The sequence below is a fragment of the Enterobacter nematophilus genome (assembly GCF_026344075.1).
GTDB lineage: Bacteria > Pseudomonadota > Gammaproteobacteria > Enterobacterales > Enterobacteriaceae > Enterobacter > Enterobacter nematophilus.
In genome coordinates this window covers 195,781-215,930 of the sequence record NZ_JAPKNE010000004.1, presented here as the reverse complement: position 1 = coordinate 215,930, position 20,150 = coordinate 195,781, and the positions used below count along the sequence as shown (strand labels likewise).

Here is a 20,150-nt window from a genome sequence, read left to right as displayed (position 1 = left end):
CTGACGGGGCGCGGCATCATAATGGGCGGCATCGACGCCGTCTATGATCTCATCAGGGTGAAATTAAAATTTTTTTTATGCTTGCCCCTTGATGGATGCCGTCGCGACCCCATCTTGTAGTCAACCGCAGTGTGTGGACCTGAAAAAAATCAAATCTGGGCAGTTGAAAAAGCACGTTCTGCCCTTATTACAGGTACACAACCACATGTTGACTGAATTTTTAGTGGAGACGTTTAGATGGGTAAAATTATTGGTATCGACCTGGGTACTACCAACTCTTGTGTAGCGATTATGGACGGCACTACTGCACGCGTGCTGGAGAACGCCGAGGGCGATCGCACCACGCCTTCTATCATTGCTTATACCCAGGATGGTGAAACTCTGGTTGGTCAGCCGGCTAAACGTCAGGCAGTGACAAACCCGCAAAACACCCTGTTTGCGATCAAACGCCTGATTGGCCGCCGCTTCCAGGACGAAGAAGTTCAGCGTGACGTTTCTATCATGCCTTACAAAATCATCGCGGCAGATAACGGCGATGCGTGGCTTGATGTGAAAGGCACCAAAACGGCACCGCCGCAGATCTCTGCTGAAGTGCTGAAAAAAATGAAGAAAACCGCTGAAGATTATCTGGGTGAGCCGGTAACTGAAGCTGTTATCACCGTACCTGCCTACTTCAACGATGCTCAGCGTCAGGCAACCAAAGATGCTGGCCGTATCGCAGGTCTGGAAGTAAAACGTATCATCAACGAACCAACCGCAGCGGCGCTGGCTTACGGTCTGGATAAAGAAGTTGGCAACCGTACTATCGCGGTTTACGACCTGGGTGGTGGTACCTTCGATATCTCTATTATCGAAATCGACGAAGTTGACGGCGAAAAAACCTTCGAAGTTCTGGCAACCAACGGTGATACCCACCTGGGTGGTGAAGACTTCGATACCCGTCTGATCAACTACCTCGTTGACGAGTTCAAGAAAGATCAGGGCATTGACCTGCGTAACGACCCGCTGGCGATGCAGCGCCTGAAAGAAGCCGCTGAGAAAGCGAAGATCGAACTGTCTTCCGCTCAGCAGACCGACGTGAACCTGCCGTACATCACCGCAGACGCGACCGGTCCTAAACACATGAACATCAAAGTGACCCGTGCGAAACTGGAAAGCCTGGTAGAAGACCTGGTGAACCGTTCTATCGAGCCGCTGAAGGTTGCACTGCAGGATGCTGGCCTGTCCGTATCTGACATTCAGGACGTTATCCTGGTAGGTGGTCAGACTCGTATGCCAATGGTTCAGAAGAAAGTGGCTGAATTCTTTGGTAAAGAGCCACGTAAAGACGTGAACCCGGACGAAGCTGTGGCAATCGGTGCGGCGGTTCAGGGCGGCGTTCTGACCGGTGAAGTGAAAGACGTACTGCTGCTGGACGTTACCCCGCTGTCTCTGGGTATCGAAACCATGGGTGGTGTGATGACTGCGCTCATCAACAAAAACACCACCATCCCAACCAAGCACAGCCAGGTGTTCTCTACCGCTGAAGACAACCAGTCTGCGGTAACCATCCATGTGCTGCAGGGTGAGCGTAAGCGTGCGTCTGATAACAAGTCTCTGGGTCAGTTTAACCTGGACGGCATCAACCCGGCACCGCGCGGCATGCCGCAGATCGAAGTCACCTTCGACATCGATGCTGACGGTATCCTGCACGTGTCTGCGAAAGATAAAAACAGCGGTAAAGAGCAGAAGATCACCATCAAGGCATCTTCTGGCCTGAACGAAGCGGAAATCGAAAAAATGGTTCGCGATGCCGAAGCTAACGCGGAATCCGACCGTAAGTTCGAAGAGCTGGTTCAGACCCGTAACCAGGGTGACCATCTGCTGCACAGCACCCGTAAGCAGGTTGAAGAAGCGGGCGATAAACTGCCAGCGGAAGACAAAACTGCTATCGAAGCTGCACTGACCGCGCTGGAAACGTCTCTGAAAGGCGAAGACAAAGCGGATATCGAAGCGAAGATGCAGGAGCTGGCACAGGCTTCCCAGAAGCTGATGGAAATCGCTCAGCAGCAGCACGCACAGCAGCAGGCGGGCGCTGACGCTTCTGCGAACAACGCGAAAGACGACGACGTTGTCGACGCTGAGTTCGAAGAAGTTAAAGACAAAAAATAATCGCCCTGATGCAGGGTAATTAATCGGCACGGGCGTAGGAGAACTCTCCACGCCCGTGCTCGCATGTTAAGGGGCTTAAAAAAACCAATGGCAAAGCAAGACTATTACGAGATTTTAGGCGTTCCGAAAACTGCGGAAGAGCGTGAAATCAAAAAGGCGTATAAGCGCCTGGCCATGAAATTCCACCCGGACCGTAACCAGGGTGACAAAGAGGCTGAAGCAAAATTTAAAGAGATCAAAGAAGCCTACGAAGTCCTGACCGATTCACAAAAACGTGCGGCCTACGACCAGTACGGCCACGCAGCCTTTGAACAGGGCGGCATGGGTGGCGGTGGATTCGGTGGCGGCGGCTTTGGCGGCGGTGCGGATTTCAGCGACATCTTTGGCGACGTGTTCGGCGATATCTTCGGCGGCGGTCGTGGTCGTCAGCGCGCGGCGCGCGGCGCAGACCTGCGCTACAACATGGATCTCACTCTTGAAGAGGCCGTTCGTGGCGTCACCAAAGAGATCCGTATCCCGACGCTGGAAGAGTGTGACGTTTGCCACGGCAGCGGCGCGAAAGCGGGTACGCAGCCACAGACCTGTCCAACCTGTCACGGCTCTGGTCAGGTACAGATGCGTCAGGGCTTCTTCGCGGTACAGCAGGCCTGTCCGCACTGTCACGGTCGCGGAACGCTGATTAAAGATCCGTGCACCAAGTGTCACGGCCACGGTCGCGTTGAAAAAACCAAGACCCTGTCCGTTAAGATCCCGGCTGGCGTTGATACGGGCGATCGCATCCGTCTGGCGGGTGAGGGCGAAGCAGGCGAGCACGGCGCGCCGGCAGGCGATCTGTACGTTCAGGTTCAGGTGAAGCAGCACGCCATCTTCGAGCGTGAAGGCAATAACCTGTACTGTGAAGTGCCGATCAACTTCGCGATGGCGGCTCTTGGCGGTGAAATCGAAGTGCCGACGCTGGACGGTCGCGTTAATCTGAAAATTCCTGGCGAAACCCAGACCGGTAAGCTGTTCCGCATGCGCGGCAAAGGCGTGAAATCCGTTCGCGGTGGTGCGCAGGGCGACCTGCTGTGCCGCGTCGTCGTGGAAACGCCGGTTGGCCTGAACGACAAGCAGAAACAGCTGTTGAAAGAGCTTCAGGAGAGCTTTGGCGGCCCAACGGGTGAGAAAAATAGCCCGCGCTCCAAAAGCTTCTTTGATGGCGTCAAAAAATTCTTCGATGATTTGACCCGCTAATTCGTTAGCAGGTACCTATCTTCAAAAAGCCCGGAAGCGATTCCGGGCTTTTTTTATTTGCGGTTATAGATCGGTAAAACTGAGTCTATACTCAATATTAATCTGTTTTTGCCGAGCTATTTGGCTTGGTATTATGGTTTTATCGAGGTATCGTTGTAAAAGAGAGAACATAAATGAAATTACTACACCGTTTCTTTAGCAGTGAGGCGTCCGGTGGTGTGATCCTGATTATTGCCGCTGCGGCCGCGATGGGGCTGGCTAACCTGGGCATGACCCGCGATCTCTATCACGCATTTCTGGAAACACCCGTCGAGCTGAAGGTCGGGGCGCTGGAAATCAACAAGAACATGCTGCTGTGGATCAACGATGCGCTGATGGCGGTGTTCTTCCTGCTGGTGGGGCTTGAGGTCAAGCGGGAACTGGTGCTCGGTTCGCTTGCCAGCCGTCAGCGCGCGGCGTTTCCGGTGATCGCTGCCATTGGCGGGATGGTCGTTCCGGCGCTGCTCTTCCTCGCATTTACCTGGCAGGATCCTGTCGCGCGTGACGGCTGGGCTATCCCGGCCGCAACGGATATCGCCTTTGCGCTAGGTGTCTTAGCCCTGCTCGGCAGCCGCGTGCCGGTTGCGCTGAAAATCTTCCTGATGGCGCTGGCGATTATCGATGACCTGGGCGCTATCGTGATTATCGCGCTGTTTTACACCAGCGATCTGTCGATCCTCTCCCTGAGCGTAGCCGCCGGGGCGATTGCGGTGCTGGCGCTGCTGAACATCTTCAACGTCCGTCGCATCGGCATTTATATCCTGGTGGGGATGGTGCTGTGGACGGCGGTACTGAAATCCGGCGTGCACGCCACGCTGGCCGGGGTAATTGTCGGCTTCTTCGTGCCGCTTAAGCCGCAGGACGGTAAGTCACCCGCTAAACAGCTGGAACACGTGCTGCATCCGTGGGTCGCCTTTATGATCCTGCCGCTGTTTGCGTTTGCCAACGCGGGCGTTTCCCTGCAGGGCGTTACGCTGGACGGGCTGACGTCTGTCCTGCCGCTGGGCATTATTGCCGGGCTGTTTATCGGTAAGCCGCTTGGGATCAGCCTCTTCTGCTGGCTGGCGCTGAAGATGAAGCTGGCGTCGTTGCCGAACGGCACAACCTTTGGTCAGATTATGGCCGTCGGCATACTGTGCGGTATTGGATTTACCATGTCGATCTTTATCTCGACGCTGGCGTTTGGTGCAAACGCGCCGGAGCTCATCGTCTGGGCGAAGCTCGGCATTCTCATCGGGTCATTACTGGCCGCAGTGATTGGGTATACCTTGTTGAAGGTGAAGTTGTCCGGACAGGCCGTCCAGGCATAACGGAAAACCGGGAGAAGGTCACTCTTCTCCCGATACACACTCAGGGAGCGAAGACGCGATGCCTCATTTAAATTACAACCATCTTTACTACTTCTGGCACGTTTACAAACAGGGCTCGGTCGTGGGGGCGGCAGAGGCGCTTTACCTGACGCCGCAAACCATCACCGGGCAAATTAAGGCTCTGGAAGAACGGCTGCAGGGAAAGCTCTTTAAGCGCAAGGGGCGTGGGATTGAGCCGAGCGAGCTGGGTGAGCTGGTTTTCCGCTATGCGGACAAAATGTTCACCCTGAGCCAGGAGATGCTGGATATCGTCAACTACCGCAAAGAGTCGAACCTGCTCTTTGACGTGGGGGTGGCGGATGCGCTGTCCAAACGGCTGGTGAGCGGCGTGCTGGATGCCGCCGTGGTAGAAGATGAACAAATTCATCTGCGCTGCTTTGAATCCACCCACGAGATGCTGCTGGAGCAGCTGAGCCAGCACAAGCTGGACATGATTATCTCGGATTGCCCCATCGACTCCACGCAGCAGGAGGGACTGTTCTCGGTGAAGATTGGCGAATGTGGCGTCAGCTTCTGGTGCATCAATCCGCCGCCGGAGAAACCTTTCCCGGCCTGTCTGGAAGAGCGTCGCCTGCTGGTGCCGGGAAGGCGTTCCATGCTCGGACGCAAGCTGCTGAACTGGTTTAACTCACAGGGGCTGAACGTGGAGATCCTCGGCGAGTTCGACGATGCGGCGCTGATGAAAGCCTTTGGCGAAGCGCATAATGCGATCTTCGTGGCGCCAACGCTCTATGCGCACGATCTCTATTCAGACGATAAGATTACGGAGATTGGCAGGGTAGATAACGTGATGGAGGAGTACCACGCCATATTCGCCGAAAGGATGATTCAGCACCCGGCGGTGCAGCGAATCTGCAACCGTGACTACTCGGCGCTGTTTACGCCACCGGCATCCTGAAGACATAAAAAAACCCGCGTTAAGCGGGTTCTTTAAACAAGCAACAACAGGTGGCGATTAAGCCAGTTTGTTGATCTGCGCGGTCAGGTTTGCTTTATGACGCGCTGCTTTGTTTTTGTGGATCAGACCTTTAGCAGCCTGACGATCCACGATTGGTTGCATTTCGTTAAATGCGTTCTGCGCTGCAGCTTTGTCGCCAGCTTCGATTGCTGCGTATACTTTCTTGATGAAAGTACGCATCATAGAGCGACGGCTTGCGTTGTGCTTACGAGCCTTTTCAGACTGAACGGCACGTTTCTTAGCTGATTTGATATTAGCCAAGTCCAACTCCCAAATATGTTCTATGTGGACAATTCAAAGGCCGAGGAATATGCCCTCTTTGCCTTCTTTTGTCAATGGATTTGTGCAAATAAGCGCCGTTAATTAGCGACGCTACGTTACGTAGTGATGGCGCAGGATTCTACCAGCTTGTCTTTCGTGAATACAGCCTTTCGGCGTAAAAATCGCAGTTCACGGGCAGATTTTTTCGCTGTGAAAGGTCAGCCTGATGAAATCATTACGGCTTTCTGTTTTGCGCGAACAATCGCCGGTTAACCTTAACCGCTGTACAAGGTATACTTTGGCGATTTTCACTGTTTTGAGCCAGACATGAAGCTGATACGCGGCATACATAATCTCAGCAGAGCGCCACACGGGTGCGTGCTGACTATTGGTAATTTCGACGGCGTGCATCGTGGTCATCAGGCGCTGTTGCAGGGATTGCGTAAAGAAGGGGAGGCCCGAGGCCTGCCCGTTGTGGTAATGATTTTCGAGCCACAGCCGCTGGAGCTGTTCGCGGGCGATAAATCTCCCGCTCGCCTTACTCGCCTGCGCGAAAAGTTGCGCTACCTGGCAGAGTCCGGCGTGGACTACGTATTGTGCGTGCGTTTCGATCGCCGCTTTGCCGCACTGACAGCACAAAATTTCGTCAGCGACCTGCTGGTCAAGCGTCTTGGCGTTCAGTTTCTCGCCGTGGGGGATGATTTCCGCTTTGGCGCTGGTCGTCAGGGCGATTTCTTGCTATTACAGAAGGCTGGTCTGGAGTACGGTTTTGACGTCACCAGCGCGATGACCTTCTGTGAAGGCGGCGTGCGCGTCAGCAGTACGGCGGTGCGTCAGGCGCTGGCTAATGATGAACTGGACACGGCAGAAAACTTGCTGGGGCATCCGTTCACTATCTCTGGCCGCGTGGTCCATGGCGATGCGCTGGGCCGCACGATTGGTTTCCCGACGGCGAATATACCGCTGCGTCGTCAGGTTTCCCCGGTTAAAGGGGTCTATGCGGTGGAAGTGGCAGGACTGGGCGATCGGCCGTTTTACGGCGTTGCCAACATTGGCACGCGTCCTACCGTTGCCGGTGTGCGTCAACAGCTAGAAGTGCACCTGCTGGACGTTGTAATGGACCTTTATGGTCGCCATATAGATGTAATACTGCGTAAAAAAATACGCAACGAGCAGCGATTTGCTTCGCTGGATGAACTTAAGGCGCAAATCGCGCGAGATGAATTAACGGCCCGCGAGTTTTTTGGGCTTTAGAACCGGCTTAACTGCCTACGTGATAAATACGGAACCGAGAATCTGATGAGTGACTATAAATCAACCCTGAATTTGCCGGAAACAGGGTTCCCGATGCGCGGCGATCTCGCCAAGCGTGAACCGGGAATGCTGGCGCGTTGGACCGATGATGACCTGTACGGCATCATTCGTGCAGCCAAAAAAGGCAAAAAAACCTTCATTCTGCATGATGGCCCTCCATATGCGAATGGCAGCATTCATATTGGTCACTCTGTAAACAAGATTCTGAAAGACATTATCGTGAAGTCCAAAGGACTCGCGGGATTTGACTCGCCTTACGTTCCGGGCTGGGACTGCCACGGTCTGCCGATCGAGCTGAAAGTAGAGCAAGAGTTTGGTAAGCCAGGCGAGAAGTTCACTGCCGCGGAATTCCGCGCAAAATGCCGTGAATACGCAGCCACCCAGGTTGAAGGCCAGCGCGCTGACTTCATCCGTCTGGGCGTGCTGGGCGACTGGTCGCACCCGTACCTGACCATGGACTTCAAAACCGAAGCCAACATCATCCGTGCGCTGGGCAAAATCATCGGTAACGGCCACCTGCACAAGGGCGCGAAGCCGGTGCACTGGTGCGTGGACTGCCGTTCTGCGCTGGCAGAAGCGGAAGTGGAATATTACGACAAAACGTCACCTTCTATCGACGTGGCCTTCGAAGCGGTCGATCAGGATGCCATCAAAGGCAAATTCGGTCTGCCTGGCGTTAGCGGCCCGATCTCTCTGGTGATCTGGACCACTACCCCGTGGACGCTGCCAGCCAACCGCGCAATCTCTCTCTCCGGCGAGTTCGAATACGCGCTGGTGCAGATTGATGGCCGCGCGGTTATCCTGGCGAAAGATCTGGTTGAAAGCGTGCTGAAACGCGCGAATATCACCGACTACACCGTGCTGGGTACCGTAAAAGGCGACGCGCTGGAGCTGATGCGCTTCAAACACCCGTTCCTGGACTTCGACGTTCCGGCGATCCTGGGCGACCACGTGACGCTGGACGCGGGTACCGGTGCGGTACATACCGCCGGTGGCCACGGTCCTGACGACTACAACATCAGCCTGAAATACGGTCTGGAAATCGCCAACCCGGTTGGCCCGGACGGCTCTTACCTGCCTGGCACTTACCCGGCGCTGGACGGCATCAACGTCTTTAAAGCCAACGACATCATCGTTGACATGCTGCGCACCAGCGGCGCGCTGCTGCACGTTGAGAAAATGCAGCACAGCTATCCGTGCTGCTGGCGCCACAAGACGCCAATCATCTTCCGTGCGACCCCGCAGTGGTTCGTTAGCATGGATCAGAAAGGCCTGCGCGAGCAGTCTCTGAAAGAGATCAAAGGCGTGCAGTGGATCCCTGACTGGGGCCAGGCGCGTATCGAATCCATGGTGGCTAACCGTCCTGACTGGTGTATCTCCCGCCAGCGTACCTGGGGCGTGCCGATGTCTCTGTTCGTGCATAAAGAGACGCAGGAACTGCATCCGAACACCCTGGAACTGATGGAAGAAGTGGCGAAGCGCGTCGAAGTTGACGGCATTCAGGCGTGGTGGGATCTCGACGCTCGCGACATCCTGGGCGCGGACGCGGACAGCTACGAGAAAGTGCCGGACACCCTGGACGTGTGGTTCGACTCCGGGTCTACTCACGCCTCCGTGGTTGACGTGCGCCCTGAGTTTGCCGGTCACGCTGCCGACATGTATCTGGAAGGTTCCGACCAACACCGCGGCTGGTTCATGTCATCCCTGATGATCTCCACCGCGATGAAGGGCAAAGCACCTTACCGTCAGGTACTGACCCACGGCTTCACCGTGGATGGTCAGGGCCGTAAGATGTCCAAATCCATCGGTAACACCGTTTCTCCGCAGGACGTGATGAACAAGCTGGGCGCGGACATCCTGCGTCTGTGGGTGGCCTCTACCGACTACACCGGCGAAATGGCGGTGTCTGACGAGATCCTGAAGCGTGCTGCCGACAGCTATCGTCGTATCCGTAACACCGCGCGCTTCCTGCTGGCGAACCTGAACGGTTTTGATCCAGTGAAAGACATGGTGAAACCGGAAGAGATGGTCGTGCTGGACCGCTGGGCTGTAGGCTGCGCGAAAGCGGCGCAGGAAGACATCGTTAAGGCATATGAGTCTTACGACTTCCACGAAGTGGTGCAGCGCCTGATGCGCTTCTGCTCCATCGAGATGGGCTCGTTCTACCTCGACATCATCAAAGATCGCCAGTACACCGCGAAAGCGGACAGCGTGGCGCGCCGTAGCTGCCAGTCCGCGCTGTTCCACATCGCAGAAGCGCTGGTGCGCTGGATGGCGCCGATCATGTCCTTCACCGCAGATGAAATCTGGGGCTATCTGCCGGGCGACCGTGAGAAGTATGTCTTCACCGGCGAGTGGTACGAAGGTCTGTTCGATCTCTCCAGCACCGAAGCAATGAACGACGCCTTCTGGGACGAGCTGCTGAAAGTGCGTGGCGAAGTGAACAAGGTGATCGAGCAGGCGCGTGCTGACAAGAAAGTTGGCGGCTCTCTGGAAGCGGCAGTGACCCTGTACGCCGAACCTGAGCTGGCAGCGAAGCTGACCGCGCTGGGCGATGAATTGCGATTTGTCCTGTTGACCTCCGGTGCAAAAGTTGCGGATTATGCCGAGGCTTCTGCTGACGCCCAGCAGAGCGAGTTGCTCAAAGGCCTGAAAATCGCACTGAGCAAAGCCGAAGGTGAGAAGTGCCCGCGCTGCTGGCATTACACGACCGATATCGGCCAGGTGGCGGAACACGCAGACATCTGCGGACGCTGTGTAAGCAACGTCGCCGGTGACGGCGAAAAACGTAAGTTTGCCTGATGAGTAAAACTCTCTGTTCAACAGGACTGCGCTGGCTGTGGCTGGTTGTGGTGGTGCTGATCATCGATCTGGGCAGTAAGTTCCTGATCCTCCAGAATTTCGCTCTGGGGGAGACGGTTCCGCTGTTCCCGTCGCTTAACCTGCACTATGCGCGCAACTACGGCGCGGCGTTTAGCTTCCTTGCCGACAGCGGTGGCTGGCAGCGCTGGTTCTTTGCGGGTATCGCTCTTGGTATCTGCGTGGTGCTGGCCGTGCTGATGTACCGCTCGAAGGCCACGCAAAAGCTGAATAACATCGCCTACGCGCTGATCATTGGCGGCGCGCTGGGCAACCTGTTTGACCGCCTGTGGCACGGCTTTGTGGTCGATATGATCGACTTCTACGTCGGCGACTGGCACTTCGCGACCTTTAACCTGGCCGACACCGCAATTTGCATCGGTGCGGCGTTAATCGTGCTGGAAGGCTTCTTGCCTAAACCGGCGGCGAAAGAGCAGGCGTAATTGTCAATGCCGGGTGACGCGCTGCGCCACCCGGCACAACATTAAAGAGCAATGTGTATGTCTAAATCCGTACAGAGCAACAGCGCGGTTCTCGTTCACTTCACGCTGAAGCTGGATGACGGCTCCACGGCTGAATCCACCCGCAATAACGGCAAACCTGCCCTGTTTCGTCTCGGCGATACCTCCCTGTCTGAAGGTCTTGAGCAGCAGCTTCTGGGCCTGAAAGAGGGGGAGAAAAAAGCGTTTTCGCTGGAGCCGGATGCCGCGTTTGGCGTGCCGAGCCCGGACCTGATCCAGTATTTCTCGCGCCGCGAGTTTATGGACGCGGGCGAACCGGAGATCGGGGCGATTATGCTCTTTACCGCTATGGACGGCAGCGAAATGCCTGGCGTGATCCGCGAGATTAACGGCGACTCTATCACCGTTGACTTCAACCATCCGCTTGCCGGGCGTACCGTTCATTTTGATGTTGAAGTGCTGGAGATCGATCCGGCACTGGAGGCCTGAAATGCAGATCCTGTTGGCTAACCCGCGCGGCTTCTGCGCCGGTGTAGACCGCGCTATCAGCATTGTTGAAAACGCGCTGGAGATTTACGGCGCGCCGATTTACGTGCGTCACGAAGTGGTGCATAACCGCTACGTGGTGGACAGCCTGCGCGAGCGCGGCGCTATTTTCATCGAGCAGATCAGCGAAGTGCCGGACGGTGCGATCCTGATCTTCTCCGCGCACGGCGTCTCTCAGGCGGTCCGTAACGAAGCGAAAAGCCGCGATTTAACCGTTTTCGACGCAACCTGCCCATTAGTGACGAAAGTGCATATGGAAGTGGCGCGCGCAAGCCGTCGCGGTGAAGAGTCGATTCTGATTGGCCACGCCGGCCATCCGGAAGTCGAAGGCACCATGGGTCAGTACAGCAACCCGGAAGGGGGAATGTATCTGGTTGAATCGCCGGATGATGTCTTTACGCTGAACGTGAAAAACGAAGCGCGTCTGTCGTTTATGACCCAGACCACGCTCTCCGTGGACGATACGTCAGACGTGATTGACGCCCTGCGCCAGCGCTTCCCGAAAATCGTCGGGCCGCGTAAGGATGACATCTGCTATGCAACCACCAACCGTCAGGAAGCGGTGCGCGCGCTGGCTGAACAGGCGGACGTGGTGCTGGTGGTCGGCTCTAAAAACTCCTCTAACTCCAACCGTCTGGCCGAACTGGCGCAGCGCATGGGGAAAGCGGCGTTCCTGATCGACGACGCGACGGACATCCAGGAAGCGTGGGTTAAAAATGCGGCCTGCGTTGGCGTTACCGCAGGCGCTTCCGCGCCGGATATCCTGGTACAGAACGTGATTGCGCGTCTGCAGGAGCTGGGCGGTGGCGAAGCGGTTCCGCTGGAAGGACGCGAAGAGAACATCGTCTTCGAAGTGCCGAAAGAGCTGCGCATCGACGCCCGCGAAGTGGAATAATCTCCTCTCTGATTTGAAAAATGCCGGTGGCGAAAGCTTCCGGCATTTTTGTTTCTGGTTAACTGTGATTAACCATCAGCATTAATGCCTTTATCGGAAGGTTAATCGTTTAATCTGCCAGAATGAAGTGGCTGTTCTCCTCGGGCCGGAGACTAAAAATGAACTCAGATATCTTTCTGCCATCTCAGGTGGCATGGGCTACCGGCGCGCTAGCCGGTGGGCCTCTTATCCGTAAAACGACCCGCCTTACCGATCTCCCCGGCATCTTCGCGGACGGTGAGGCGTGGAGGCGTGGTAATCCTCAACAAAGCGTGTATGACGTGGATGTCCTGGGTTCCCCCGCGGGCGAGGGGGCGCTTTGCGTCGGTGTGACTCACCTGCATACGGGGAACGTGGGCGATGAGTTCTTTATGACGCGCGGCCATTTTCACGCGCGCCGTGAACAGGGGGAAGTCTATTTTGGTCTGCGCGGCGTTGGGTTGCTGCTGCTGCAAACAGAGGCGGGGGACGCGCGGCTGGAGGAGGTGACGGCAGGCTCCGTGCATATTATTCCGCCTTTTACGGCGCATCGCTTGATTAACACGGGCAAGGAGACGCTATCTTCGCTTGCCGTCTGGCCAGTCATCGCGGGACACGACTATGCGGCGCTGGCAGAAGGTTTTGCCCTGCGGGTCTTTACCTCGGGGCAGGGCTTCGAGGTGCGCCATGGCTAACTATGGGCTTGATATGACCATTACCCATCAGCCGCTCGGTTTTAGCTACGGAGATGACGTGACTGGACCGATGCCGGAGATCAGGACCCTCGATCAAATCCGCCCGTCGCTGCGCAACCCGGATTGCGAAGGGCCAGAGCAGGTGTACGCCATCGCGATGGACGTGGCGCGCCTGTCGGACAGGCAAGAGCTTGAAAAGCGGATGCTGCTTTTTGGCGTGGTGACCTACGCCGCCGGTACGCTCGGCGATGAGCCGGTCCGTAGCCAGGGTCATATCCACCGCATCAGCCAGCACAGCGGATGGTCGCCGCCCGAGCTGTATGAAATCTGGCAGGGTAAAGCGATTATCTACATGCAGGAGTATGTTGACGACGATCCGGGCCGCTGTTTTGCGGTGCTCGCGGGGCCGGGTGAAAAGGTACTGGTCCCTCCGGGATGGGGACACGCGACGATTTCCGCCTCGCCCAGCGAGCCGCTGACGTTTGGGGCATGGTGCGATCGGGAATACGGCTTTGAGTATGACGCCGTTCGCGCGCGAAAAGGGTTGGCCTGGTACCCGTTAGTTCAGGGCGATCATATTATCTGGCAGCACAACGGTCACTACAGACCGGGGCGATTGCAGATAATTACGCCGCGTAGTTATCCGGAGTTCGGCATTACCGATGCGCCTGTTTATCAGCAGTTTATCGACGATCCGGCGCGGTTCCAGTTTATTTCGCGTCCGGATAAAGCGGCGGAACTGTGGGATAACTTCCATCCATAGAGAAACCGGGGCAACGCCCCGGCTTTCTTATCCTGCAAACAATCCAGACGCCACGCCAAGCGCGGCGAGGATCAGCAGCAATATCATGGCTTTTACCGGCGACACGCCGCGCTTCGCCATCAGATACCATGTCCCCAGCACCACGGCCAGAGGAAGCAGCTGCGGGAAAATACCGTCCAGCATCTGCTGCACGTGGATGTTAACCCCATCCCGGGTGATGAACTCCAGCCCGGTCCCCAGCTTAACGTAGCTGGCCGCCACGCCCCCCATGACGAAAACGCCCAGCAGCGAAAGCGCTTCCCGCAGTCGGGTGGACTTGCTGCTGACCAGCATCTCAACGGAGCCTGAACCCATCTGGTAGCCTTTAAGAAACAGGAACCAGGAGCCCGGAATAATAATGGCCAGCCAGGCGACGGTGTAAAACAGCGGGCCCAGGAAATTCCCGCCTGCCGCCAGCGCCATACCGATACTGAGGAGGATCGGGATCAGCATGCCGGGGATCATCGAATCCCCGATCCCGGCGATCGGCCCCATCAGGCCCACCTTCAGGGTGTTTATGGTTTCACCATCGATCGGCTCGCCGTTGGCTTTCTTCTCCTCCAGGCCCAGCGCCATGCCGTTAACGATCGCGCCAATCTGTGGCTCAGTATTGTAGAACGACGCGTGACGGCGCAGCATCTCGGTGCGCTGAACCGCGTCGGGGTAGAGCTTTTTCGCCACCGGCAGCATGCTCAGGCAAAAGCCGAAGGATTCCAGACGCTCAAAGCTCATTGAGGAGAGGTTGTGCATCATCCACGCCCGCCAGCAGCGGCGCAGATCCTTGCGGGTAAGTTTACGTTCTTCCATCAGAATTCATCCTCGTCGTCGGGTACTGGGGCTGAAGTCGCGGCCTGCGGTGCTTCGGGTTTATAGTTGTAATGAATCAGCGCCAGCAGGGCACCCACGATCACCAGCGCAACCATATTGAGCTTCAGGAACACGATGCAGACGAAGCCCACCAGGAAGTAGATGAGCATGGTATAGCTTTTGATGATCTGCTTAAGCAGGATGGCAATACCGACGGCGGGCAGGATGCCGCCCAGCACGTTCATGGTGGAGAGCACGATACGCGGCAGGCTGTCCATAAAGCCGCTGATGTACTGCGCGCCGAAAAAGACGGCGATAAAGGTAGGCACAAAGCGCAGAACAAAGTTCATCGCCTGCGGCCAGATGGCGCTGTTGAGGTAGATCCCGCGCTCGTCGCCGTTTTCCAGCGCCACATCCGCACGATGGTTCCAGAATGAGTTCAGTACCATCATCGCATTAAAGAGAATGGTTCCGGCAATACCAATGGTTGCTGCCAGCGCGACGGCGACTTCAGGTCCTTTACCGGAAAGTATCCCGAGCGCAATGGCCGGATACGCCACAAAGTTTAAATCTGCCGGCATCGAGCCGCCAGGGGTCACCATCGCGATATACACCGCCTGCACCGCTACGCCAATCATAATCCCGGTTTTGATATCGCCCAGTATCAGGCCAACCAGCATTCCTGAGATGAGCGGGCGGGAAATAAGATACCATCCGCCAGTCAGCCCTAAGAGCCACGGGCTGCTGAGGGCGCCCAGGTAGCAGAGCAGGCCAATTAAAGCCGCTTCGATAATCATGGTCTGCTCCTTATTTCAGCTTCTGTCTGGCGTCCTGCCAGCTATAAAAACTGGCATCGGGAACCAGGCGAAATTCAATCGCGTGCCCCTGCCCGGTTAGCCACTCGAAGGCCGAGGCTTCCTCGGCCGTTACTGACTGATTCGGGCCTATGGTGACCGTGTTCGCCCGGGCGCTCATCGGCCCTACGTTTATTTTCCCGTTGCTGTTTTTCAGGCTAATGCCTGCCTGCTCTATGCGCTGCAGCGTGACGGGCGATTTGCCAATTACAAAATAGCGCTTTTCGCTGGCAATCACTTTTGGCAGTTTTTCAATGGCCGTTGCCGTATCGAACAGCCACACTCTGGTGTCAGAAACAGCGCCTTTCATGACCGACGACAGCAGCGGATCGGCCGCGACGGCATCGTCAATGGCAACGATACCGTCACAGGGCAACTCCCTGGCCCAGCGCGTGATGAGCTGCCCGTGGATCACGCGGTCGTCAATGCGTACAAAAGAAATACTCATATGCGGCTCCTTAAAAATCGTCTGTCTGTGCGGTATCTACCGGTTTCGCCTGTACCAGCGTCGGCAGGGTGAGATTGATAAGCTTTGCGGCAGCATGATGAACGTCGCATGCCGTCATTACCTCGTCGGTTTGCAGCAGCATCGGGAAATTGACGCCCGCCACCGCGGCGACCGGCGGCTGCGTGAGTGGATTAAATGCAGACTCGCAGGCCACGTTCCACGGCGTGCCGCTTTGCATATCGCACAGCACCAGCACGCCGTCGGCATCCACGCTTGCGGCTTCCAGCGCGGCGCTGAAGTCGCGCCGGAAGCCCTCAATCCCCGCCTGCTCGGTCAGACACACGGCCTGTACGCCGGGAAGGTCGCCGTACACCATCCGGCCGCTTTCCAGCAGCGCGGCGGCAAGCGGGCCGTGGGTCGCGACAATAAAATGAATCATCGTTAGCTCCTTACCCAGGCTTTGATGGTCGCCAGCGCCTGCCCGGAAGCATTGGTTGAGGGGGAAATACGGTATTTCCCCACGTTTGCCGGAATGATGCAGGTTTCGGCGTAATGGACGACAAATGGTTCGAAAGCGCCGGTAGGGCTGTCGACGATCGCTTCGTCGCCCTCTACCAGATTCAGCACGTTCACGCCGCCATTGGTGTGATGCACAACGGGCTCGCTAAACCAGTGGCGGCGGGTTTCGATAAATTCACGCTCGTGCAGGCCGGTGCGTTCTTCACGCCAGCCGTTTCCTTCCGCGATAGGTTCGAACTGATTCACCAGATGTTGATGGACCCACTGCGTGTCTCGTTGCCAGTCGATCACCTTCTCGCCATGGTTCAGATGGACCGGACGCGGCAGGCCATCCAGCCCCAGACGGCCCCAGTCCCAAAGCTTGAAGGTGAAGATATACGGCGTGGCGCTGATCTCCAGCACCATGGTGCCCGCGCCAGAACAGTGCACCGTACCGGCGGGGATCAGGAAATGGTCGTGTTTTTTCGCCGGGATCTGATTAACGAAGCGGGCGTCATCAAAGTTTTTTTCACCACGGCCCGCGCGCCTGAGATCGCCCATCATGGCCTCCGGTTCGGTGCCGGTTTTGGTGCCCAGATAGACCACGGCGCCCGGCTCGGCTTCCAGAATGTAATAGCTCTCATCCTGGGTGTAGTGCATCCCGAACTGCTGCTGGATGTATTCCGTAACCGGATGGACCTGGAAACTCAGGTTCTGGCCGCCAATGGTATCGAGGAAATCAAAACGGATCGGGAACTCCGCGCCGAAACGCGCGTGAACCTTCTCGCCCAGCAGAGCGCGAGGCTCAAGCAAGACCAGATCCTGAGAGGGGATCTCGATCCGCACTGCGCCAAAACGCAATAACAGGCTGTTCTCCTCGGGCACGCAGTCAAAACACCATGCGTAATTGGGTGCAGAGGGATCGAGATCGAATTGCTGTTTCATCCACTGGCCGCCCCAGACGCCGGGATCGAAAAATGGCGCTACGCGAAAAGGCTGAGTGGTGGTCTGCTTAAGCCCGGCACGAAGGGCCTCGCCGCTGACCATCGCGGGCTGGTTTGCCTGTGTCGTATCCAGTAAAAAGTCGGTGCGCCTGAGCAGCGGTGTTTTGTGACGGTCGAAGACGCGCCATTCAACAAAAAAAGCCCGCTTGTAGCGACGAAGCATATCCTCATGCTGATTCTCTGCACCCCAGTTCCCCATCTCACCGCTGCGCATACGCTGTTGGATCTCCCAGCGCGGAAGATCGGCGTATACCAGAACATCACCAGGGTGAATAAGCGCCGCGCCGGGGCCGTAAATCACAATCAGCCCCTCGGCACACTGGCTTACCTGAGTTTGCTGTGCCTCCAGACGCGCGGGGTCAAAAAATTCAGCGAGCTGGTGGCAGGAGAGTACGCCAAAAACGCGATCGTCGGTGAGGTTGCGCGCCAGCATTTCATGGATGGCGGGCTCATCCTGTCGCGCCTGCCCGGCATTGACCGTTAGCGCCGGGCGTAACCGCGGCAGCACATTCTCTTCAAGCTCGTTCAGGCGCACGCCCGGATAGCAGTCAATCACCAGGACAGTGCGGCTTCGCTGCTGGGTTTTGGCGGCAAGAACGCGGGTAATATCCTCCCAACCTTGCCAGGCGCTGTCGTCATAACCCTCTATCGTCACCGTGGGGAATTTGTCGTAAGTTGTCATTTCATCCTCCAGAATCGTTATTTAAGGTTATTCGATTAACCGTGTTTGAGAAGTGTGGTTAACGCGATTAACCCGCCATAAATAGCAATGCAATCCCGATCGGTGGCGGTAATGTGAAGAGACTCACAGGGAAAAATGCAAAAAACAGGTTATTCGATTAATCTGTAATGAAATGGAAGGAGACAGCATGACGGGAATTACACTCGCAGACGTCGCGAAACGCGCTGGCGTGTCAACGGCAACGGTCTCAATGGTGCTGTGTAATAAAGGCCGCATTTCGCAAAATACGCGTGCGCGCGTGCTAAAGGCGCTGGATGAAACGGGCTATGTCTATAACCAGACGGCAGCCAATTTGCGTAACCGCAGAAGCAATCAGGTCGGACTGCTATTGCACGATATCACCAACCCTTTTTACGGGGAGATGACGGCAGGGCTCAGTCATGAAATGGAGCGCCACGAGCTGATGCTTTTTCTGGCGAACAGTGAGGAGTCCGCAGAGCGACAGCAAAAATTTGTCGATTCGCTGATGCGCAATAACGTTGGCGGCATGGTGCTTTGTGCGGCTCGTGAAACGCCACAGGCTTTTTTTGATGGGCTTAAGCGGCGCAATATTCCGGCGATCATGGTTGTGCGCCCGCTGGACGATGCGGATTTTGATTTTGTCGGCACGGACAACTTTTTAGGTACGCAGACGGCGACAGAACACCTGCTCAGAATGGGGCATCGGAATATTGCGTTTATCGGAGGTAGCCAGAACTCGGGTTCGCGGGCGCAGCGTATCGGTGGCTTTACCAGCAAGCTGCTGGAATACGGCGTGACGCCGAATCCTGCCTGGATCAGGACTTCGCAGGCCAGCCAAAGCGACGGCGCTCGCGTCGCGGAGATGTTACTGCTTGAGCATCCAAACATCAGCGCTGCGATTTGCTATCAGGATATTGTGGCACTTGGGGTGATGCAGAGTTTACGCAAGATGGGGCGCGAACCGGGGCATGATTTCGCGCTGGTCGGCTTCGATGATATTACCGAAGCGGCTCTGGTGCAGCCGGCGCTGACCACCGTATCGGTGGCGGCTAAAGAGATTGGCCGTAAAGCGGGGGAGTTACTGTACAGCCGCATACAGGGCAATGACGAGCCCGCCAAACGGATCATCCTGCCGCCTGCGCTGGTGGTGCGGGAATCATGCGGTTTTCGCTGACGATCATGTCTTTAACTGATATCTCTCCCTGTTTATCATTAAATTCTAATTATTGGCGTTTTCTGTGGCAGCCTTCGCAAAGGCTGGTTAATCTGAAAACGATTTACATCATTTTAACGTAAGAGAATAACTATGCATGATGCACAGATCCGTGTCGCCATTGCGGGCGCGGGTGGACGTATGGGCCGCCAGCTGATTCAGGCGGCACTTCAGATGGATGGCGTGGCGCTGGGCGCGGCGCTGGAGCGTGAAGGCTCATCGCTTTTGGGGGCCGACGCAGGTGAGCTGGCGGGCGCGGGAAAGACGGGCGTTACCGTTCAGAGCAGCCTTGACGCGGTTAAAGATGACTTCGATGTGTTTATCGACTTTACCCGCCCGGAAGGAACGCTGACGCATCTGGCATTTTGCCGCCAGCACGGCAAGGGAATGGTCATCGGCACCACCGGTTTTGACGACGCGGGCAAGCAGGCCATCCAGGATGCATCAAAAGAGATCGCGATTGTCTTCGCGGCGAACTTTAGCGTGGGCGTTAACGTCATGCTCAAGCTGCTAGAGAAAGCAGCGAAGGTGATGGGCGACTATACCGACATTGAAATTGTCGAGGCCCACCACCGCTATAAGGTTGATGCGCCATCAGGCACGGCGCTGGCAATGGGCGAAGCGATTGCTCATGCACTCGATAAAGATTTAAAAGACTGCGCGGTCTATGCCCGCGAAGGTCACACCGGCGAACGCGTGCCGGGCACCATTGGTTTCGCGACGGTGCGTGCGGGTGACATCGTCGGCGAACATACGGCGATGTTCGCCGATATTGGCGAACGCGTTGAGATTACACATAAAGCCTCAAGCCGAATGACGTTCGCCAACGGTGCCGTGCGCTCCGCTTTGTGGTTAAAAAACAAGGAAAACGGTCTTTTTGATATGCGAGATGTGCTGGATCTCAACAATTTGTAAGCATTATTACCCATCGTGATGTGGTTATTGCAGTCGTAATTGTTTGATTGCATAGGGCAATATTTTATTGCCCTCTTATTTTAGCTTCTTTATTGTGTTTTTAATA

Annotated in this window: 19 protein-coding genes and 1 pseudogene; 14 read left to right on the top strand and 6 right to left on the bottom strand. The window is 56.3% G+C overall.

The window, feature by feature from the left end; all coding sequences use genetic code 11:
* Window positions 1–237 precede the first annotated feature (237 nt).
* The 4 genes from dnaK (at window position 238) to nhaR (ending at window position 5,691) form a co-directional block, all read left to right on the top strand.
* Window positions 238–2,151 carry a molecular chaperone DnaK gene (dnaK, locus tag OSH03_RS13510; protein ID WP_028015465.1) on the top strand — a complete coding sequence of 638 codons (1,914 nt, stop codon included), beginning with the start codon at window positions 238–240 and terminating at the stop codon, window positions 2,149–2,151.
* Window positions 2,152–2,238: 87 nt separating this feature from the next.
* A complete protein-coding gene (dnaJ, locus tag OSH03_RS13505) occupies window positions 2,239–3,384 on the top strand; it encodes a molecular chaperone DnaJ (RefSeq protein WP_061099278.1) in 1,146 nt (381 codons plus the stop codon).
* Window positions 3,385–3,557: 173 nt separating this feature from the next.
* Window positions 3,558–4,733, top strand: coding sequence for a Na+/H+ antiporter NhaA (gene nhaA / locus OSH03_RS13500; protein WP_266179298.1), 1,176 nt, complete (start codon window positions 3,558–3,560; stop codon window positions 4,731–4,733).
* Between the two features lie 58 nt (window positions 4,734–4,791).
* Window positions 4,792–5,691, top strand: a complete 900-nt coding sequence (nhaR, locus tag OSH03_RS13495; RefSeq protein WP_266179297.1) for a transcriptional activator NhaR — start codon at window positions 4,792–4,794, stop codon at window positions 5,689–5,691.
* A 57-nt stretch (window positions 5,692–5,748) separates the two neighbouring features.
* Here the strand turns inward: nhaR and rpsT are convergent, their stop codons facing one another.
* A complete protein-coding gene (gene rpsT / locus OSH03_RS13490) occupies window positions 5,749–6,012 on the bottom strand; it encodes a 30S ribosomal protein S20 (RefSeq protein ID WP_003856458.1) in 264 nt (87 codons plus the stop codon).
* Between the two features lie 101 nt (window positions 6,013–6,113).
* On the opposite strand from rpsT, the pseudogene OSH03_RS13485 reads away from it, so the two are divergent.
* The 8 genes and pseudogenes from OSH03_RS13485 (at window position 6,114) to OSH03_RS13450 (ending at window position 13,563) form a co-directional block, all read left to right on the top strand.
* Window positions 6,114–6,332, top strand: a pseudogene (locus OSH03_RS13485) (DUF2575 domain-containing protein).
* Window positions 6,333–6,339: 7 nt separating this feature from the next.
* Window positions 6,340–7,266, top strand: a complete 927-nt coding sequence (gene ribF / locus OSH03_RS13480) for a bifunctional riboflavin kinase/FAD synthetase (protein ID WP_266179296.1) — start codon at window positions 6,340–6,342, stop codon at window positions 7,264–7,266.
* Window positions 7,267–7,311: 45 nt separating this feature from the next.
* Complete coding sequence (gene ileS, locus OSH03_RS13475; protein ID WP_266179295.1) at window positions 7,312–10,128, top strand: isoleucine--tRNA ligase; 2,817 nt, start codon at window positions 7,312–7,314, stop codon at window positions 10,126–10,128.
* Window positions 10,128–10,628, top strand: coding sequence for a signal peptidase II (gene lspA, locus OSH03_RS13470; RefSeq protein ID WP_061099274.1), 501 nt, complete (start codon window positions 10,128–10,130; stop codon window positions 10,626–10,628). The genes ileS and lspA overlap by 1 nt, the downstream gene beginning before the upstream one ends.
* Before the next feature lie 57 nt (window positions 10,629–10,685).
* Window positions 10,686–11,135: an FKBP-type peptidyl-prolyl cis-trans isomerase gene (gene fkpB / locus OSH03_RS13465; RefSeq protein ID WP_003856450.1), complete on the top strand. Its 450-nt coding sequence runs from the start codon at window positions 10,686–10,688 to the stop codon at window positions 11,133–11,135.
* 1 nt (window position 11,136) lies between these two features.
* Complete coding sequence (ispH, locus tag OSH03_RS13460) at window positions 11,137–12,087, top strand: 4-hydroxy-3-methylbut-2-enyl diphosphate reductase (protein WP_061099273.1); 951 nt, start codon at window positions 11,137–11,139, stop codon at window positions 12,085–12,087.
* Between the two features lie 158 nt (window positions 12,088–12,245).
* The gene (locus tag OSH03_RS13455) at window positions 12,246–12,800 is read left to right on the top strand and encodes a glucose-6-phosphate isomerase family protein (RefSeq protein ID WP_266179294.1); all 555 of its coding nucleotides are present in this window, start codon (window positions 12,246–12,248) and stop codon (window positions 12,798–12,800) included.
* On the top strand, window positions 12,793–13,563 hold the full coding sequence (locus tag OSH03_RS13450; RefSeq protein ID WP_061099271.1) for a glucose-6-phosphate isomerase family protein: 771 nt from the start codon (window positions 12,793–12,795) through the stop codon (window positions 13,561–13,563). The genes OSH03_RS13455 and OSH03_RS13450 overlap by 8 nt, the downstream gene beginning before the upstream one ends.
* Window positions 13,564–13,590: 27 nt before the next feature.
* On the opposite strand, the gene OSH03_RS13445 is transcribed toward OSH03_RS13450, so the two are convergent.
* From OSH03_RS13445 to OSH03_RS13425, 5 genes are read right to left on the bottom strand one after another with little or no spacing between them, the layout of a single operon-like run.
* Window positions 13,591–14,409, bottom strand: coding sequence for a PTS system mannose/fructose/sorbose family transporter subunit IID (locus tag OSH03_RS13445; RefSeq protein ID WP_266179293.1), 819 nt, complete (start codon window positions 14,407–14,409; stop codon window positions 13,591–13,593).
* Window positions 14,409–15,206, bottom strand: coding sequence for a PTS mannose/fructose/sorbose/N-acetylgalactosamine transporter subunit IIC (locus tag OSH03_RS13440; RefSeq protein WP_061099269.1), 798 nt, complete (start codon window positions 15,204–15,206; stop codon window positions 14,409–14,411). The genes OSH03_RS13445 and OSH03_RS13440 overlap by 1 nt, the downstream gene beginning before the upstream one ends.
* Window positions 15,207–15,216: 10 nt before the next feature.
* On the bottom strand, window positions 15,217–15,711 hold the full coding sequence (locus tag OSH03_RS13435) for a PTS sugar transporter subunit IIB (RefSeq protein WP_151413482.1): 495 nt from the start codon (window positions 15,709–15,711) through the stop codon (window positions 15,217–15,219).
* A gap of 10 nt (window positions 15,712–15,721) precedes the next feature.
* Window positions 15,722–16,150 carry a PTS sugar transporter subunit IIA gene (locus OSH03_RS13430; protein ID WP_266179292.1) on the bottom strand — a complete coding sequence of 143 codons (429 nt, stop codon included), beginning with the start codon at window positions 16,148–16,150 and terminating at the stop codon, window positions 15,722–15,724.
* 2 nt (window positions 16,151–16,152) lie between these two features.
* The gene (locus OSH03_RS13425; RefSeq protein WP_266179291.1) at window positions 16,153–17,895 is read right to left on the bottom strand and encodes a class I mannose-6-phosphate isomerase; all 1,743 of its coding nucleotides are present in this window, start codon (window positions 17,893–17,895) and stop codon (window positions 16,153–16,155) included.
* Between the two features lie 187 nt (window positions 17,896–18,082).
* Between OSH03_RS13425 and OSH03_RS13420 the strand changes: the two genes are divergently transcribed.
* Window positions 18,083–19,090, top strand: coding sequence for a LacI family DNA-binding transcriptional regulator (locus OSH03_RS13420; RefSeq protein WP_266179290.1), 1,008 nt, complete (start codon window positions 18,083–18,085; stop codon window positions 19,088–19,090).
* Window positions 19,091–19,222: 132 nt separating this feature from the next.
* Entirely contained in the window at window positions 19,223–20,044 is an 822-nt protein-coding gene (gene dapB, locus OSH03_RS13415; RefSeq protein WP_266179289.1) for a 4-hydroxy-tetrahydrodipicolinate reductase, read from the top strand.
* Window positions 20,045–20,150 lie beyond the last annotated feature (106 nt).